We start from the raw sequence: 16,881 nt of genomic DNA, 5'->3' as shown, positions 1-16,881 counted from the left end.
CGACTAGACGAGGGCGGCCTGGACGGCCGGAGGCGCGCTGGCGAAGCTGGAGACGGTCACGCCCAGAAGGCGCACGCCGGCCCGCAGGGGATAGACCGAGCGCACCAGATCCCGGGCCAGCTGGCGCAAGGTCGCGGCGTCGACGATGGCGTCGGCCAGGGACCGGCGGCGGGTGGCCTGCTCGAAGTCGGCGTACTTGATCTTGACCGTGGCGGTGCGCCCGTAGGCCTGGGCCGTCTCGCACCAGGAAAACACCTTGTCGGCCAGGGCCGCGACCTCGGCTTCGATCCGGGTGGTGTCCAGAAGATCGGTCTCGAACGTGGTCTCCGAGCCCGAGGACTTGCGCTCGCGATCGGGATTGACCGGACGCTCGTCGATCCCGCGCGCGACGCCGTAAAACCAGGGACCCGATCGGCCGAAATGGCGGACCAGCAACTCCAGGCTCTGGCGGTGCAGGTCTTCGCCGGTCTCGATCCCCAGGGCCTTCATCTTGCGCTCGGTGACCTCGCCGACCCCGTAGAACCGGCCGATCGGCAAGCTGGCGACAAAGGCTTGGCCCTTGCCCGGACCAACCACGAACTGGCCGTTGGGCTTGTTCTGGTCGCTGGCCAGCTTGGCCAGGAACTTGTTGTAGGAGACGCCCGCCGAGGCGGTCAGGCCGGTCGCTTCGTGGATGCGTTGGCGGATCAGCCGGGCGGTGTCGGTGGCGTTGCCCAGAGCGGCCTTGTCGGCGGTGACGTCGAGATAGGCCTCGTCCAGCGACAAAGGTTCGATGAGATCGGTGAAGTCGGCGAAGATCGCGTGGATCTGGCGCGAGACGGCCCGGTAGACCTCGAACCGGTGCGGCACGAAGATCAACTGCGGGCATTTGCGCAGCGCCGTGCTGGAGGGCATGGCCGAGCGCACCCCAAACTGGCGCGCCTCGTAGCTGGCCGCGGCGATTACCCCGCGCGCGGCCGGCGAGCCGACCACAACAGGCTTGCCGCGCAGGTTGGGGTCATCGCGCTGTTCGACCGACGCATAGAAGGCGTCCATGTCGATATGGATGATCTTGCGGGGCGGCGACTCCATGGCCCGGCCTTCTATCACGAATGCGAACAAAATTCGAACATTGACGCGTGGCGCTAGGCTCGCACCGTGCGGAAGGTCACCGAGTAGCGCAGGGCCTCGACGGGCGGGATGCTGTGCTGCCAATCCCTGCGGGAGGGGCCAGACATCAGATAGGCCGAACGCGGCTCTGCCTGCAGCGTCGCCCGCGCCCAGCGCTCGCCGGTCTTGCGGCGCAGGCGAAAGGCGCAGGGCGAGAGGAGCGAGACCCCGGCGATCGCCACGGCCGGCGGGCGATCACGATGCCAGCCGATCCCCGCGCCCGGGGCATATTCGGTGACCAGGGCGTGGCGGAAGCTGCTGATGGCCAGGCCGGTGAAGCCGGCGACCTTGGCCAGCAGCGGCCGCAGGAGGTCGGGGATCGGCTCGCCCGTCTCGACCATGTGGCCGTGGGCGTCGCGTCGCCATCCGAAAGCGGCCACGCGGCGATGGCCCAGATAGCCCTGATGCTCATAGGGTTGGAAATCCAGATCCTGGAAGCGACCCACCAAGTCGCGCTCCTCGTCCTCGCCGATCAGGTCGGGCTGGTAGAGAAAGCCCTCGGGCATGGCGGGCGGCGGGGGCGCGAACAGGCTGAGCTGACCGCTCATCGGCTGGGCGCTTCGACTTGGCGGACGGCCCGCCACCAGGACCAGGGAACGCCGGCCACCAGCTCCATTTCGAACCAAGCCTCATCCCCCTCGAAGTCGGGCACGTGCTCGGTCGACACGAAGGTGACTTGGCTGCGCAAGGCCCGGCGACTGCCCGGGAAGGTAAAATAAAGGGTGCGGGCAGTCGGATCGCCGTATCGCTCGCGGTGACGGGTCAGCTTCTCGACGGCGCGGCGATAGACGCGCGGCGGCTTGTCCGCGGACGCGATGCGCCCGGGGTGGGAGGAGGTCGGCATGGAGATTTCCTTGAAGTTCTCTAATTGTTCTTCTTGGGGCTGCGGAGTCAATCGACCAGGGCGCGAACCCTGGACCGACTGCCAGGTCCCTCGGCCGCTAGCGCAGGGCGCCGTCTTGGGGCTCCGCCCCCAGCGCGCTGCGGATCGCCTTCCGCCCAGCTTCGGCCGGCCTTGCCGGCCTGCAGCCGGGTCCCCGCGAAGCCGCCCCTCCGCTTGCACCCCCGGTCTCGCCGACGGGCAAGGGTTCGAGTGATCGAACCCTGCCTTGAAGGATGAGGATGATGGGACAAGCTGTTGATGACCTTGGCTTTGGTGCTCTGGCGCCCCGCATCTATGTTGCGTGTCTGGCCGCCTATAACGCTGGCGTTCTGCATGGCGCCTGGATCGAGGTCGAGAGCGACGCCGAAGCAGTTTGGGCCGCGATCCGATCGATGCTGGAGGCCTCGCCCGAGCCAATGGCCGAAGAGTTCGCGATCCACGACCACGAGGGATTTGGCGGGGTCGAGATCGCCGAATATGCGGGGATCGCGCGGGTGGTCGAGATCGCGGGCTTCCTGCGCGCCCGTGGACGGCTTGGCGCCTTGGTGCTGGCGGAGGTCGGTGGCGATCTGGAGGCGGCAGAGGCCGCGCTCGAGGGCCAGTATCGCGGTTGCTTCTCAAGCCTCGCCGACAGCTTCCAGGACCTGACCGAGGAGACCGTCGAAATCCCGCAGGCCCTGCGGCTTTATATCGATTACGAGGCCATGGCCCGCGACGCGCGGCTGAACGGCGAGGTCTTTACCGTCGAAACCGCGCCGGACGCGGTGCATGTCTTCTGGACGCGCTAGGCGCGCGTCACGACCGTGACCATCGCGGCGGCCAGCAGCGCCACGGCGGCAAGGGCGGTCCAGCCGGCGGGGGTGAGCAGGCGGGGTGTCGGGCGGAGGCGAGGGGGCATGGCGCAAGGATAGGGCGGGGCCTGCGGCGACGCTAGACTTGGTCGGCTAAGGCTACGCTTTACGTCTATGGGGTGGCGCCGGGCCTGGAAATCAACCTATCGTCAAGCTTGACCATTGGAAGCGAGGCAGGGCGCATGGTGATGACGGACGGCGAGATCGAAATCGCCTCAAAGCAGTTGTTCGCCCAGGACCGGGAGGCCCGGCAAAAGGCGACCGAAACCACGCCCCCGGCCTTGACGCCGTCCATCCTGGCCTTCTGTCAAGCACTGGGAGGTGTGCCGGCGGCGTTCATCCCCGTCGTGTCGGATCCCCTCGGCCGCTACGGTTGGTGCAGCGACGGCGTGCGGTTGAAGGTGGCGGCCGATGGTGGCGCGCCGGTCTATGGCTGGACGATCTGGGAATGGCCGCCGGCGATCGTCACGGCGGAGTTCCATTGCGTCTGGCGCAGTCCCCAAGGCGATCTCGTCGACATCACGCCCAAACCGGCCGACGAGAAGACCATCCTCTTCGTCGAGGATCCCAGCTACGGCGTGGACTTCGATTTTGACCTGCGCCCGCGCAATCGGCGCGTCCGCATCTACGAACCGACTTTGCCCGATCCTGCGGCCCTGATCGCCGGTTTCTCCGAAACCCAGCGCGCCTACGAGACGCGGCGCGCGACCAAGGCAAACCTGAGCCTTGAGGACTGGCTGACGCAGAAGGCGCCCAAGGATCCGCTACCGGACGAGATCGACGCGTTTATCGCCCTCTGCGCCGAGCATGACGAACGGATCGACGCGGCCGGATCCAATGAGATCATCGACACCGACCCGACTTTCAGGGCTCTCCTGCGGCGGCGAATGGCGGTCGAGGAGCGCATCCGGACTTGGGGCCGCGCCTACCTCGCCGGCCGAGGTGTCGTATAGTTTGGTTGCGGCGGGCTTGGCCTCCCAAGCCCGCCGCAAGGCCTAGCCGGTCACGATGTCCAAGGCGTGGCCGAGGACGCAGGACGCCGTCGTCCGATCGATCAGTTGTCCTGTCTGAGCGGCCCTGATGCTGGGCGTCGTGGCGTTGATGAAGCCGTTCAAGTCGTCGGGCTGGCACCGCTTGACCGTGAAGCCGGCCGAGATCGCCGCGGCGATGAACACCCCGTTGGGTACGTAGTTGCCCAGGTGCGCGGCGATCCCCCGGTCGCGCGACAGGCGCTCGGCCTGGTGCTTGAGGCCATAGGTGCTGAAGTCGCGGTTCAGCGTCTTGCGTGGGACCAACTGGTCGACATAGAGCCGCGCCAGTTCGAACTCGTCGGCCGAAACATCGTGCAGCAGGTCCGCGCGCCATTGCCTCTTCTTCTCCCGACGCACCGCAGCCGTCTCACGCCGGTCCCAGCCCACGCCGAAGCCCGCCGTCGTCAGGTCGGCCTCGCGGTCCATCGCCCGCCGCAGATCAAGCTTGGCTAAGGTTCGGCGCAGAACCCGGTCGTTCGGTGGGTCGCCGCGCGCGGCCAGATAGGCCTGGAACGCCAGGTCGTCCAGTGCGACCAGGACGCCGCCACGGGCTAACGCCGCTCTCAGGGCGGCATAGGTGTTGTAGCCCAGGCCCCGGGCCAGGGCTTCGATGCGGTCGGAGGCGCGCGCGCCGGGCAGGGCGTGGCGCAGGTCTTCTTTCAGCGCCGGCAGCGCCGCAAGGTCGAGGAACGTCTTCATCACAGCCTCAATGGTCGGCCGCAGATCGTCGATTATGCCGCGACCGCGATCATCAGGGCTGCGGTAGCAAACGGTCTGAAGCAGTGTTTGACCCGACGACTCGTCTGGAACTGCGATCCGCGTTCAATTTGTGCGCCCGCGGGCCAGGCGTCAATGTGCCCTGGCGTGACGGCGCGTCGGCGTTCGAGCGTCGTTCGGTCTGAGTGAGGTCGGCCCACCAGTCGGCATAGGGCGTGGTCTTGGCCAGATGGCGATTGAAGTCTGGCGCGCCATCGGTCCACCACACCGGTCCCCGCTCACCCAGCCCGACCTTGGCCGCGTCGACCTGGGCGCGGGCCAGGGAAAGCTGCTGGGGATCGCCGGCCGCCAAGGCCGCGCGCACCGCCCGGCGGGCCGCCATCAAGGCGTTCACTAGCGCCTGACGACAATCTGGCGGCAGCGCCGGGTTGCTGGCCCGCCACAAGCGGCCACGAACGACCAGATAGCGGCCGTCGGGCGTGACCGGGACGGCCGCCTTCATCGTGACAGCACGATCCAGGCGGGGGCGTGGTCGCTGGCGCCGTCCAGGCCGCGGACCCAGCGATCGACGCCCGCATCCTGGAGATGATCAGCCAGATTAGGCGAGACCAGGAGGTGGTCGATCCGCAGACCCTTGTCCCTGGGCCAGCGCTCGCGCAGATACGACCAATAGGTCCAAGGCAGCGCATCGGGATGGAGCGCCCGCACAGCGTCGGTCCAGCCCTGATCCAGCAGGCGCTGGAACGCAGCCCGGCTTTGCGGCCGCAGCAGGGCGTCGTCGCCATAGGAATGGCGGGGGTAGATGTCGGCCTCGGTCGGGACGACATTGTAGTCGCCGGCCAGCACGACGGGCGCGCCGCTGTCCAGCAGGGTCTGGGCGTGGACGTTGAAGGCGTCGAACCAGGCCAGCTTGTAGTCGAACTTTGGGCCGGGATTGGGATTGCCGTTGGGCAGGTACAGGCAACCGATCAGCACGCCGTTCACCGCCGCCTCGATGTAGCGGGCTTGGCTCTTATCGGGATCGGCCGGCAGGGCGGTGCGAGTGAGAACCGGCGTCATGCCGCGCGCCAGGATCGCCACGCCATTCCAGGTCCGCTGACCTTTCCAAACCGCGCCATAACCCATCTGCTCGAGGGCCTCGACCCGAAAGCCGGCTTGCTCGGTCTTCAACTCCTGCAGGCAGACGACATCCGGCTGGGCCGCATCCAACCACTCCAGCAGGATGTCGAACCGGCTGCGCACATTGTTGATGTTGAAGGTCGCGATCCGCACCCAAGCTCAATCGGGTTCAAGCCGAAGGCGTTCCAGCGGGCGACGAGGGCGCTGGGTGGGCGTTCAGCCCGATGGCTTGCGTCAGGCGACATGCGATGGGGTGTCGCAACCCACGCAAACGCTTGATGTAAGTCTATCCAAGGTCTGAAAATCAGACGTTTTCAGTCTTCGCGTCCGCGAAGAAAGACATGATGGGGTGTGATTATGTAACATGTAATTAAATAACGCATTTCGAAGGCCTCATCGTGGCGGTATAGGTTCGGTGATGGCGGCTATGGCTTTCCATGCTCGGGCACTTAGCGGCGAGACCGCTTTGCGGATTTCACGCCGTGGGGGAGCCGTGCGACGCGCCGTCGCCAAGCTCATGGTCATGCTTGTCGCGATGGTCTTTGTTTTCGGCGTCGTGGTCTGCGGTCCAGCCGAGCACGAGGCTATGGAATCCCTGCGCTCGGCGGCGCCGCTAACGCTCACCATCCAGGGTAGTGCGCCAGCTGTCCTGAAGGACTCTGGAGAACGCCAAGCGCCTGCCAAGAGCACCGCCATTGCCTGCACGGGCCACTGCGTGACCCACGGCTTGAGCCTGCCGACGTCCTTCGCCGCCGAGGCGGTCGCCGTCGCCAGCCCCGCCGACTGGCGGCCAGAGCAAGATTCGCGACCGCTGACCGCGCGCGCCGACTTGCTGGATCGCCCACCCAGGGCCTGACCCACGCCTTCCGCCGATCGGCGGATTGTCCGCGTTTAAGGCTCTAGGGTCCAACCCCCATGCTGTTCGTCCTGCGTGACCGGTCGCCTCAAGCGGCTGCACGCCGGCGCGTTGTGAGACTTCGCGCCTGAACCGCTCTGGTTTCAGCCCCAGCGCCTCATCGCACACCCGATCCTCCAACTGGGCCCCGGTCGCCAGACCCCAGTTGAGGAACCGTCAGCGTCGCTGAGCAGAGCGTCGCTGGTCGGGGCGCCGGCGTGATCTCAGCCCCCCTTGCATCACGCCGGCGCTAAGCCTTCCAACCCCACCGTCGCGCGCAGAGCCCGCGACGGGCGTGACGAGACTGGAGACACTTCATGCAGATTCCCGGACAAGCGGTCCTGCTGCGCATCTATACCGACGACAACGCCTCGGTCGGCGACCGTTCCTTGCGGGACGTCATCGTCCAACGCGCCCGCGAAGCGCGCTTGGCCGGCGCAACCGTGCTGCGCGGCAATAAGGGCTTTGGCGAGTCGGCCCGCGTCCACGAACCGCGCCCCTTCGAGTTCAACGACAATCTCCCCATCGTCATCGAGATCGTCGATGAGGAAGCGCGGTTGCGCGCTTTCCTCCCGGCCCTGGCCGATCTGAAGGACATCGGCCTGATGACCTTCGAGAAGGTCGAGGTGCTGCGCTACGGCGGCCATCGCGCGCAGCCGCACGCCGAGTAGGAGACGCGCCATGTCCGACAAGCTCCGCCTAGCCCTTCCCCTGGTCTTGCCGCGTGACGCCGACGCCTGCGGGGCCTGCGTCTCGAGTCTGATCACCGTGCTGGCGGGGCGACCCGGCGTCCTCGACGCCCATGTCGATCACGAGGCGCCCGGGCAGGGCGTCTTATGCATCCACTACGACGACACCCAGATTGCTCTGGGACAGCTTCGCGCCTTCGTACTGCAGGCGGGCGGAACGATCAGTGATCGCTTCGGCCACTTCACCTTCAGTCTAGCCAGCACCCTGACCGTCGCCAATGCGCGACGACTGGCCGCCGATCTTTGTGCGCTGCCGGGCGTGGTGACGGCCGAGGTGGCCGCAACAGGGCGCGGCTTTGTCGAATTCGATCGCGAACAAACTAACGAGACCGCTTTGCGCGCGGCCATCCGGTCGGCCGGGGGCAAGCTCCAGAGCGATCAAACGACGACGGGCGCAGGCGTGTCGTCATCCAAGGTCCATGGCCGTGACCACGATGGTCACGCGCATGGCGCTGGACACAAGCATGCCAGCGGCGGCGTAAAGTCGGAAAAGTCCGGCGCCCACGACGGCCACGACCATGGCCAGGATCGGCCAGGATCGGGCCAGGACCACAACCACGCGCATGGCGGCCTGCTGGGCGAGAAGACCGAGCTGATCTTCGCGATCTTGTCAGGGGTGATGCTTCTGGGCGGCTGGTTGATCAGTCTGAAGAGCGACAGTTGGATCCCGCTGGTGTTCTACGGCGCGGCCTATGTGTTTGGCGGCTGGTTCACCCTGACCGAGGCGGTGGAGAACCTTCGCAAGCGACGCTTCGAGATCGACACCCTGATGCTCGTGGCCGCCGCCGGCGCCGGGGCGCTGGGGCAATGGGCCGAAGGCGCGCTGCTGCTGTTCCTGTTCAGCATCGGTCACGCCCTCGAACACTATGCCATGGGGCGTGCGCGCCGGGCGATCGAGGCCTTGGCCGAACTAGCTCCGGAGCGGGCTCTGGTGCGGCGTGAAGGCCGTGTGGAAGACGTCCCGGTCGAGGCCTTGGCGATCGACGACATCGTCCTGGTGCGCCCGAATGAGCGCATCCCCGCTGACGGGGTCGTCGTCAGCGGCGAAAGCAGCGTCAACCAGGCCCCGGTAACGGGCGAGAGCATTCCCGTCGACAAGCGCGCCAGCCAGGAGACCGCCTTGGACTTCGCCAAGGCCGGCGCCGAGCACCGCGTTTTCGCCGGCACGATCAACGGCGCGGGCGCGCTCGACGTGCGCGTGGCGCGCAAGGCCGGCGAAACCACCCTGGCGCGCGTGGTGCGCATGGTCGCCGAGGCCGAGGCGCAACGCTCGCCAACCCAGAGGTTCACCGACCGGTTCGAGAAGGTGTTCGTCCCGCTGGTGCTGGTCTTCGTGGGCCTGCTGATGCTGGCGTTCCTGGTGATCGACGAGCCGTTCAGCGTCAGCTTCTACCGGGCTATGGCCGTTCTGGTCGCCGCCAGCCCCTGCGCCCTGGCCATCTCTGTGCCCAGTGCGGTCCTGAGCGGTGTCGCCCGCGCAGGGCGGGGAGGGGTCCTGGTTAAGGGCGGCGGGCCCTTGGAAAACCTCGGGACCCTGACGGCCCTGGCCTTCGACAAGACGGGCACCCTGACCGAAGGGCGGCCCAAGTTGACGGACGTGGTTCCCGCCGAGGACGTCGAGGACCATGAATTGCTAGCGGTCGCCGTGGCCGTCGAAGCGCTCAGCGACCACCCCCTGGCCGCGGCCATCGTCCGCGACGGTGAGGCCAGGCTGGAGGGGCGACCGCGTCTGGAGGCCACCGATATCAAGAGTCTGACTGGCCAAGGCATTCAGGCCCGGGTCGGCGGGTTGGCGACGGTGATCGGCAAGCCCAAGTTCTTCGAGAGTGGCGAGGGGCACCGGCCGCCAGAGGCGGTGTGGGCTGATGCCCAGCGCCTGGAGGCGAGCGGCCGCACGGTGGTGATGGTGCGCCAGGGAGAGCGCTATCTGGGCGTTCTGGGCTTGATGGACACCGCCCGGCCGGCGGCCCGCGCGGTGATCCAGCGTCTGCGGGCGCTGGGTATCAAGCACATGGTCATGCTCTCGGGCGACAATCAGTCGGTGTCGGACGCGATCGCGCGCGATCTTGGCCTGGACGAGGCTCGCGGCGGCCTGATGCCGGAAGACAAGGTCGAGACCATCAAGGCCTTGCGCCAGAAGTTCGGCAAGGCGGCCATGGTCGGTGATGGCGTCAACGACGCCCCGGCGATGGCCAACGCCACCGTCGGCGTGGCCATGGGCGCGGCCGGCTCGGACGTGGCGCTCGAAACCGCCGACGTGGCGTTGATGGCCGACGATCTCAATCATTTGCCGTTCGCGGTCGGTCTTAGCCGGCGCACCAGCGCCATCATTCGCCAGAACCTCTGGGTCAGTCTCGGTGTCGTGGCGTTCCTGATCCCGGCGACGATTTTCGGCATGAAAATCGGCGAGGCCGTGATCTTCCACGAAGGCTCGACGCTGTTGGTGGTGGTCAATGCGCTACGCCTGCTCGCTTTCCGCGAGCGCGGCGCCCAGCCCGCCCAGCTGGCCGTGGCGAAAACGATGCGTGCGCCATGACCGGGCCTGATCGTGGAGAGGATCTCGCGACGGCGTTAGCCAGGCGCAGCGTCCGGCGCGCCTGGATCGATCTCGGGGCGGCGCTGGCGTGCATAGCATTGGCGCTCGTTCTGCTGGGTGTCGGCATCGGTTACCGCGCGAGCGATCCGGGTCACCCGGCGCCCATCTCCGCCTCCAGCCGTCAACCCCAGACAACCCACGTCGCCCCTCACCCGGCGTCCGCCCCTTGAGCATCGCCATTCCAGAGCCCCCGCCTGGGCGGCCAACATTGCAAAGGTAGGCCATGATCCTTCAGACTGAGACCGACATCGCAGCGCCCGTGCCGAAGGTCTGGCGCGCTTTGACCGAGTTTGGCTGCTATCCGAACTGGCATCCGCATTGGGAGATTTCCGGCGTGCCGGTGCTCGGCGCGCGCGTACATCTCGGCGTGGGCGTCAATCCCGACAAGCGGGTTAGGATGCGCGCTAGGATCATCGCTCTGAAGGACAATGAGGAGCTGGCCTTCTCGTCTGGCGTGTTCTTCGCCAGGGCGCGAGAATACTTCCTGCTGGAGGCGGCTTCGAGCGGAACGCTCCTCTATCATCGCACCGAAATCACCGGGTTAGCGGCGCTTCAGTTTCGCAATCAGGCCGAGCGGGACAAACTCCAGGCCGTGTATGCGCGGCGCATCGACGCGCTGCGCAAGTATGTCACCGCCGGCGCCGCTCTGAAGCTGGTGAGCCGCGGTCGCCCCCGCACGCGGATTTGATCCAACCGAAGTCTTGATCTGACCTTTCGCAGACGAACTGCGCCAGAAGGTCGCGTGATTTTGTAACATATTTCCTTGCTGCGGCGCGAAAGCTATACGGCTAATCGATGTTGGATTTGAGCACATGGCTGAAGACCTTCGCGGGGGCGCTTATCGCGTGCCTGCTGGTGATCGGCTTGACGGCGCCTTCGGTGCGCGCCGGCGAGTGCCTGGGCGACACCTACGTCGCTGCCCAGCAGTTCGAGGCGGGTGACACGCCCGTCTTCGTCGCGTCCGATCTCGGTGCGGATTCCGACAGCCATGGCGCCGGCAAGATCAGTGGTGGGGAAGTCTGCCACAAGGGTCATTGCCATCACGCGCCCGCGCCGGCGCCGCCGACCGGCGCGCTGATCGCTGAGATTCCGCAAGGCAGTGTTCGTCTCGTTCCGCCTGCGTCGACCATTCCGCCGTCGCGGATTCCCGACGGCGCCAAAGAGCCCCCTCGAGCCTGACCCCGGCCGCGCCATCGCGCGCGTGATCGCCATCGTCAGTTCGTAAGCAGGGACTTCCCATGCACTCCCGATATGCCCGGCCCGCCGCCATTTTTGGCGCGGTCCTGGCGCTCGCCGGCCTCGGCGCGCCTTTGCGCGCCGCCGCCGAGCCGCTCACCCTGAGCGCCGCCACCGCGCGCGCCCAATCCCAGTCACCCCTCGTCACCGCCGCCGAGGCCACGGTAAGGGCGGCCGAAGGCCGCGCCCGCCAGGCCGGTCTTATCCCCAACCCCGAAGCGGGCCTGCAGACCGAAAACGTCGCCGGCTCGGGCCAGTACAGCGGTTTTGGTGTGGCCGAGACCACGGCCACGATCAGCCAGCGGCTGGAATTGGGCGGCAAGCGGCGCACTCGCGTGGCCGCGGCCACCGCCGAGGTCGACGCTGCGCGCATCGGCTTCATCATCGCCAAGGCCGACCTCACCCGCGACGTCTCGGTGCGCTACGCCCAGGCCATCGCCGCCGAAGATCGCTTGATCTTGGCGCGCGAGACCGCCGAGCGGGCCCAGGGGCTCTCTCGGGTCGCCGGCACGCTGGTTGAGGCCGGGCGCGAACCGCCGCTTCGAGCGATGCGCGCGGAAGCCGCCAGCCGCGAAGCCGCCGCCGCCGTCGTCACCGCGGAGGCCGATGCGGCCGCCGCCCGCCGCGCCCTCGCCACCCTGTGGGGGGAGGCGGACGACGCGGTTGAACTGACGCGCGAGGCCCCGATCGCCGAACCCGCGCCAGGCCTCATCGACCCGGCCGAAACCCTCGACGTGCGTCTGGCGCGGGCCGAGCGAGAAACGGCGCGCGCCGTCATCGACCGCGAACGGGCCATTGGCCGCCCGGACGTCACGGTCCAGGCCGGTGTTCGCCGGTTCGAGCAGACCGGCGACTCGGCGTTGATCGTCGGCTTCACCGCCCCGATCCCGATTTCGAATCGCAACCAGGGCACGGTCGCGGCCGCGCGCGCCGACGCCACGGCGGCCGAGGCGCGAGAGCGTCTAGCCTTGGCCAACTCGGTTCGAGCGGTCCGCGACGGGGAGGCTTCGTTGCGGGCGGCCAACGCCCGGCTCGAGGCGCTTGAAACCAAGATCGTGCCCCAGGCCCAGACCGCCGTGGATTTGGCGCGTAGCGGCTTCGAAGCGGGCAAGTTCTCCTTGCTCGACGTGCTCGACGCCCAGACCGCGCTGACCACTGCTCGCACCGACCTCATCGCCGCGCGCCTCGAGCGCGCCCAGGCGCTGGCCGCGCTCGAACGCGCCGCAGCGCAATAGGAACCTCATCATGAAGTCCAACGATAGAAAGACCCTGTTGACGGCCGTGGCGGTCAGCAGCCTGCTGGCCGCGGGCATCGGCGCTTTCGCCGGTAAGGCCCTGCTGGCCCCCAAGGCAGCCCCGGCCGCTGAAGCCGGCGAAGACCACGCCGGGGAAAAGCCCCACGTCAACATCACCCCCGAGCGCATTACCGCCGACGGCATCAAGCTGATGACCTTGGCCGGCGGCGGTCTCGACGCCGCCGTTCCGGCCCAGGCCACGGTGGTGGCGACGCCCCATGGCGCGGCCACCTTGGCCGCCCGCGCCGATGGCGCGATCGTGCGCATCAACAAGCGCCTGGGCGACCCCGTCGCCGCCGGCGAGGTGATCGCCACGATCGAGAGCCGCGACGCGGCCACCATCAGCGCCGATCGCAGCGCCGCGGCCGCCAAGGCCGCGGCCGCCCGCCAGGCCCTGGCCCGCGAACGCAAGCTGTTCGACGCCAAGATTACGGCGCGTCAAGACCTGGAAGCCGCCCAGGCCGCGGCGGCCATCGCCGAGGCTGAACTGGGGCGCGCCAGCAGCGCCAGCGCCGCCGCTGGCGTCAGCGGCAACGGCCGCACCCTGGCCGTGACCAGCCCGATCTCGGGCCGGATCACCGCCGCCACCGCGACGCTGGGCGCCTATGTGACCGCCGGCTCGGAGTTGTTCCGGGTCGCCGACCCCGGCAGCATCGAGATCCAGGCCGCCCTGCCGGTCGCCGACGCCCAGCGCGTCAAGCCGGGCGACCCGGCCGTGGTCGAAACGGCCAATGGTTCGATCCCGGCCGTCGTGCGCAGCGTCACGCCGGGCCTCGATGCAGAGAGCCGTTCGGCCACGGCCGTGCTGGCCCTGGCCGGTCCGTCGCAGATGCTGACGCCGGGCCAGGCCCTGCGCGCGCGCATCACGCCCCGCAACGCCACGACGGGCGCGAGCGACCGCTTCGCCGTGCCGGACGAGGCCGTCCAGTCTGTCAACGGCAGCGACGTGATCTTCGTTCGCACCAAGACCGGCTTTGAGCCGCGTCCCGTGCGCGTCGGCCGCCGCGGCGGCGGCCAAGTCGAGATCGTCTCGGGCGCACGCGCCGGTGACCAGATCGCCGCCAAGGGCGCCTTCCTGCTGAAGGCCGAACTGGGCAAAGGGGAGGCGGAACATTGATCGGACGCGTCCTCGACCTTTCGGTCCGCTTCCGCTGGGCCGTCATCGCTCTGGTCACGCTGGTCGCGGCCCTGGGCGTCTACAACCTCGTGCGCCTGCCCATCGATGCGGTGCCCGACATCACCAACAAGCAGGTGCAGATCAACACCGTGGCCGGGACCCTGGCCCCGGCCGAGGTGGAAAAGCTGGTCACCTATCCGGTCGAAACGGCGATGGCCGGCATCCCCGGGCTGGACACCACCCGCTCGATCTCGCGTAACGGCTTCTCGCAAGTGACCATCGTCTTCCAGGAGAAGACCGATATCTACTTCGCCCGCCAACAGGTGGCCGAGCGCCTGACCCAGGTTCGCCAGAGCCTGCCGGCGGGCGCCGAGCCGGCCATGGGTCCGATCTCCTCGGGCCTGGGCGAGGTCTTGATGTGGACCGTGGCCTTCGAGAATCCCGGCGGCAAGGGCGCCAAGATCACGGAAGGCGGCACGGGCTGGCAGGGCGATGGGTCCTATCTCACCCAGACCGGCGAGCGGCTGTCGGATCCCACATCTCAAGCGGCCTATCTGCGCGAGGTTCAGGACTGGATCGTTCGGCCGCAGATGCGCTCGGTGCCCGGCGTCGCCGGCGTCGACTCCATCGGCGGCTTTGAAAAGCAGTTCATCGTCCAGCCCGATCCCACCCGCATGGCCTCGCTGGGCGTGTCTTTCAGTGAACTGGCCAAGGCGCTGGAAGCGGCCAACCTCGCGGTCGGCGCCAACTTCCTGGAGAAGGGCGGGGAAGCCTTCCTGGTCCGCGCCGACGCCCGTGTGCGCACGGTCGACGAGATCGCCAACGCTACGGTCGCCGCGCGCGAAGGCGTTTCGGTGCTGGTGCGCGACGTCGCTAGCGTCAAGATCGGCGGCGCTCTGCGCACTGGCGCAGGCTCGGAGAACGGTGAAGAGGTCGTCGTCGGCACCGTCTTGATGCTGACCGGCGAGAACAGCCGCACCGTCGCCGGCGCCTCGGCCGAAAAGCTGGCCGAGGTCGCCAAGTCCCTGCCGCCCGGTGTGAAGGTGCAGGTCGTCTATGACCGGTCCAAGCTGGTCGGCGCCACCATCAAGACGGTGGAGAAGAACCTGGTTGAAGGCGCGCTGCTGGTCATCGTGGTGCTGTTCCTGCTGCTGGGCAACTTCCGCGCCGCCCTGATCACCGCCCTGGTCATTCCGCTGTCGATGCTGATGACCGCCATCGGCATGAACAAGCTGGGTGTTTCGGGTAACCTGATGAGCCTGGGGGCTCTGGACTTCGGCCTGATCGTCGACGGGGCGGTGATCATCGTCGAGAACGCCTTGCGGCGCCTGGCTGAGCGCCAGCACCACGAAGGCCGCCTGCTGACCCTGTCCGAACGCCTGACGGAAACCCGTGAGGCCGCCCGTGAGATGATCTCGCCCACCGTCTATGGTCAGGCGATCATCCTCTTGGTCTACGCCCCGCTGCTGACCTTCACTGGCGTCGAGGGTAAGACCTTCTCGCCGATGGCGATCACGGTGATGCTGGCCCTGGCCGGCGCCTTCGTGCTGTCGCTGACCTTCATCCCCGCCATGATTGCCCTACTGATCACCGGCAAGGTGGCGGAAAAGGAAGTGGCCCCAGTCCGCTGGACCAAGGCGCGTTATGAGCCGCTGCTGCACAAGGTGGTGGCCCGTCCCTGGCCGGTGATCGGCGGCGCCGTGGCGATCTTCATCGCGGCTGTCGTGACCTTCGGGTTCCTGGGCCGCGAGTTTACGCCGCAGCTGGACGAGAAGGACATGGCCGTTCAGGCCCTGCGCATTCCGTCGACCTCGCTGGAGCAGTCGCTGCGCATGCAGCGGCGGATCGAGCGGGTTGTCGCCAGCTTCCCGGAAGTGAACTTCGTCTATTCCAAGACGGGGACCGCCGAGGTGGCCAGCGATCCGATGCCACCCAACGCCTCGGACGCCTTCATCATCCTCAAGCCGCAAAAGGAATGGCCCAACAAGGGTGAGACCAAGGCCGAGCTGATCGGCCGCATCGAAGCCAAGCTTGAAGGGCTTACCGGCAACGCCTTCGAGTTCAGCCAGCCAATCCAGATGCGCTTCAACGAGCTGATCGCCGGCGTGCGCGGCGACGTGGCCATCAAGGTCTATGGCGATGATCTGGACGCCATGAGCCGGACCGCCGAGGAGATCGCTACGGTTCTGCGCACGGTGCCGGGGGCCGCGGACGTCAAGGTCGAGCAAACCTCGGGCTTCCCGACCCTGGACGTCCAGCTCAACCGCGACGCCATCGGGCGCTTCGGCCTCACCGTCGAGGAGGTCGCCGACACCCTGGCGGTGGCGATGGGCGGGCGCGAGGCGGGCCTGGTCTTCCAGGGGGACCGCCGCTTCGACGTGGTAGTCCGTCTGCCGGACGCCAGCCGCAACGACCTGGACGCCGTCGGCGCCCTGCCGGTCATGCTGCCGGCCGGCGCTGGCGCCCGCACCTCGGTTCCGCTACGCGACCTGGCCCAGTTCAACTTCTCGGAAGGCCTCAACCAGGTCAGCCGGGAAGCGGGTAAGCGCCGGGTGGTGGTCCAGGCCAATGTCCGCGGGGCCGATCTCGGCTCCTTCGTGACCACGGCGCAGGAAAAGATCGACGCGCAGGTCAAGCTTCCGTCCGGCTCCTGGCTGGTCTGGGGCGGTCAGTTCGAGAACCTGAAGGCCGCCCAAGCGCGCCTGGCGCTCGTCGTGCCGCTCTGCTTCCTGCTGATCTTCGGCCTGCTGTTCATGGCCCTGGGCGGCGTCGCGCCGGCCGCGGCGGTGTTCTCGGCCATTCCGCTGGCGCTGGCCGGCGGGGTGTTTGGCCTGGCGCTGCGGGGGATCCCGTTCTCGGTCTCGGCCGCTGTGGGCTTCATCGCGCTGTCGGGCGTGGCGGTGCTGAACGGCCTGGTGATGATGACCGCCATCAGACAGCGCCTGGCCACTGGTCTTGCGTTGGAGAAGGCGATCATCGACGGGGCCATGGAGCGCCTGCGGCCGGTGATGATGACGGGCCTCGTCGCCTCTCTGGGCTTCGTGCCCATGGCCCTGGCGACCGGCACCGGCTCGGAGGTCCAGCGGCCGCTGGCCACCGTGGTCATCGGCGGTCTGATCACCGCCACCGCCCTGACCCTCTTCGTGCTGCCGGCGATCTGCCGCTTCGTCCTGCGCAAGAGCGAAAGGAGCGCGGCGACCGAAGCCTAGGTGAAACGCGGCGCGTCGGATCGTCCGGCGCGCC

16 protein-coding genes are annotated in these 16,881 nt (G+C 68.0%); 10 read left to right on the top strand and 6 right to left on the bottom strand.

Annotated elements, in window-relative coordinates:
• Positions 1-3 precede the first annotated feature (3 nt).
• From dinB to ABDW31_RS16770, 3 genes are read right to left on the bottom strand one after another with little or no spacing between them, the layout of a single operon-like run.
• Positions 4-1,071 (bottom strand): DNA polymerase IV, encoded by a 1,068-nt coding sequence (gene dinB / locus ABDW31_RS16780; protein WP_343699114.1) that lies wholly within the window; start codon positions 1,069-1,071, stop codon positions 4-6.
• 53 nt (positions 1,072-1,124) lie between these two features.
• Positions 1,125-1,697 carry an alpha-ketoglutarate-dependent dioxygenase AlkB gene (locus ABDW31_RS16775; RefSeq protein WP_343699113.1) on the bottom strand — a complete coding sequence of 191 codons (573 nt, stop codon included), beginning with the start codon at positions 1,695-1,697 and terminating at the stop codon, positions 1,125-1,127.
• Positions 1,694-1,993, bottom strand: coding sequence for a hypothetical protein (locus tag ABDW31_RS16770; protein ID WP_343699112.1), 300 nt, complete (start codon positions 1,991-1,993; stop codon positions 1,694-1,696). Before ABDW31_RS16770 ends, ABDW31_RS16775 begins: the two co-directional genes overlap by 4 nt.
• A gap of 281 nt (positions 1,994-2,274) precedes the next feature.
• Between ABDW31_RS16770 and ABDW31_RS16765 the strand changes: the two genes are divergently transcribed.
• Positions 2,275-2,820 carry an antirestriction protein ArdA gene (locus ABDW31_RS16765; protein WP_184719106.1) on the top strand — a complete coding sequence of 182 codons (546 nt, stop codon included), beginning with the start codon at positions 2,275-2,277 and terminating at the stop codon, positions 2,818-2,820.
• 245 nt (positions 2,821-3,065) lie between these two features.
• Positions 3,066-3,836 (top strand): hypothetical protein, encoded by a 771-nt coding sequence (locus tag ABDW31_RS16760; RefSeq protein WP_184719107.1) that lies wholly within the window; start codon positions 3,066-3,068, stop codon positions 3,834-3,836.
• Positions 3,837-3,878: 42 nt separating this feature from the next.
• Here ABDW31_RS16760 and ABDW31_RS16755 read toward each other — a convergent pair whose 3' ends face one another.
• From ABDW31_RS16755 to ABDW31_RS16745, 3 genes are read right to left on the bottom strand one after another with little or no spacing between them, the layout of a single operon-like run.
• Entirely contained in the window at positions 3,879-4,613 is a 735-nt protein-coding gene (locus tag ABDW31_RS16755) for a hypothetical protein (protein WP_184719108.1), read from the bottom strand.
• 52 nt (positions 4,614-4,665) lie between these two features.
• Positions 4,666-5,133, bottom strand: a complete 468-nt coding sequence (locus ABDW31_RS16750; RefSeq protein WP_221444669.1) for a hypothetical protein — start codon at positions 5,131-5,133, stop codon at positions 4,666-4,668.
• On the bottom strand, positions 5,130-5,903 hold the full coding sequence (locus tag ABDW31_RS16745; RefSeq protein ID WP_184719109.1) for an exodeoxyribonuclease III: 774 nt from the start codon (positions 5,901-5,903) through the stop codon (positions 5,130-5,132). The genes ABDW31_RS16750 and ABDW31_RS16745 overlap by 4 nt, the downstream gene beginning before the upstream one ends.
• A 370-nt stretch (positions 5,904-6,273) precedes the next feature.
• On the opposite strand from ABDW31_RS16745, the gene ABDW31_RS16740 reads away from it, so the two are divergent.
• The 8 genes from ABDW31_RS16740 (at position 6,274) to ABDW31_RS16705 (ending at position 16,847) form a co-directional block, all read left to right on the top strand.
• A complete protein-coding gene (locus tag ABDW31_RS16740) occupies positions 6,274-6,606 on the top strand; it encodes a hypothetical protein (protein WP_343699111.1) in 333 nt (110 codons plus the stop codon).
• 356 nt (positions 6,607-6,962) lie between these two features.
• Entirely contained in the window at positions 6,963-7,316 is a 354-nt protein-coding gene (locus ABDW31_RS16735) for a DUF190 domain-containing protein (RefSeq protein ID WP_172274616.1), read from the top strand.
• 10 nt (positions 7,317-7,326) lie between these two features.
• The gene (locus ABDW31_RS16730) at positions 7,327-9,930 is read left to right on the top strand and encodes a heavy metal translocating P-type ATPase (protein WP_184719111.1); all 2,604 of its coding nucleotides are present in this window, start codon (positions 7,327-7,329) and stop codon (positions 9,928-9,930) included.
• A gap of 283 nt (positions 9,931-10,213) precedes the next feature.
• Positions 10,214-10,678 carry an SRPBCC family protein gene (locus tag ABDW31_RS16725; RefSeq protein WP_184719113.1) on the top strand — a complete coding sequence of 155 codons (465 nt, stop codon included), beginning with the start codon at positions 10,214-10,216 and terminating at the stop codon, positions 10,676-10,678.
• A 116-nt stretch (positions 10,679-10,794) separates the two neighbouring features.
• Positions 10,795-11,169 (top strand): hypothetical protein, encoded by a 375-nt coding sequence (locus ABDW31_RS16720; RefSeq protein WP_343699110.1) that lies wholly within the window; start codon positions 10,795-10,797, stop codon positions 11,167-11,169.
• Positions 11,170-11,228: 59 nt separating this feature from the next.
• Positions 11,229-12,461 (top strand): TolC family protein, encoded by a 1,233-nt coding sequence (locus tag ABDW31_RS16715; RefSeq protein ID WP_172274607.1) that lies wholly within the window; start codon positions 11,229-11,231, stop codon positions 12,459-12,461.
• Positions 12,462-12,471: 10 nt separating this feature from the next.
• A complete protein-coding gene (locus ABDW31_RS16710; RefSeq protein WP_172274605.1) occupies positions 12,472-13,638 on the top strand; it encodes an efflux RND transporter periplasmic adaptor subunit in 1,167 nt (388 codons plus the stop codon).
• Positions 13,635-16,847, top strand: coding sequence for a CusA/CzcA family heavy metal efflux RND transporter (locus ABDW31_RS16705; RefSeq protein ID WP_184719117.1), 3,213 nt, complete (start codon positions 13,635-13,637; stop codon positions 16,845-16,847). The genes ABDW31_RS16710 and ABDW31_RS16705 overlap by 4 nt, the downstream gene beginning before the upstream one ends.
• Positions 16,848-16,881 lie beyond the last annotated feature (34 nt).

Origin of the sequence: Caulobacter sp., from assembly GCF_039596335.1 — a bacterium.
Taxonomy (GTDB): domain Bacteria; phylum Pseudomonadota; class Alphaproteobacteria; order Caulobacterales; family Caulobacteraceae; genus Caulobacter.
This window is presented reverse-complemented; position numbering and strand designations above follow the sequence as displayed.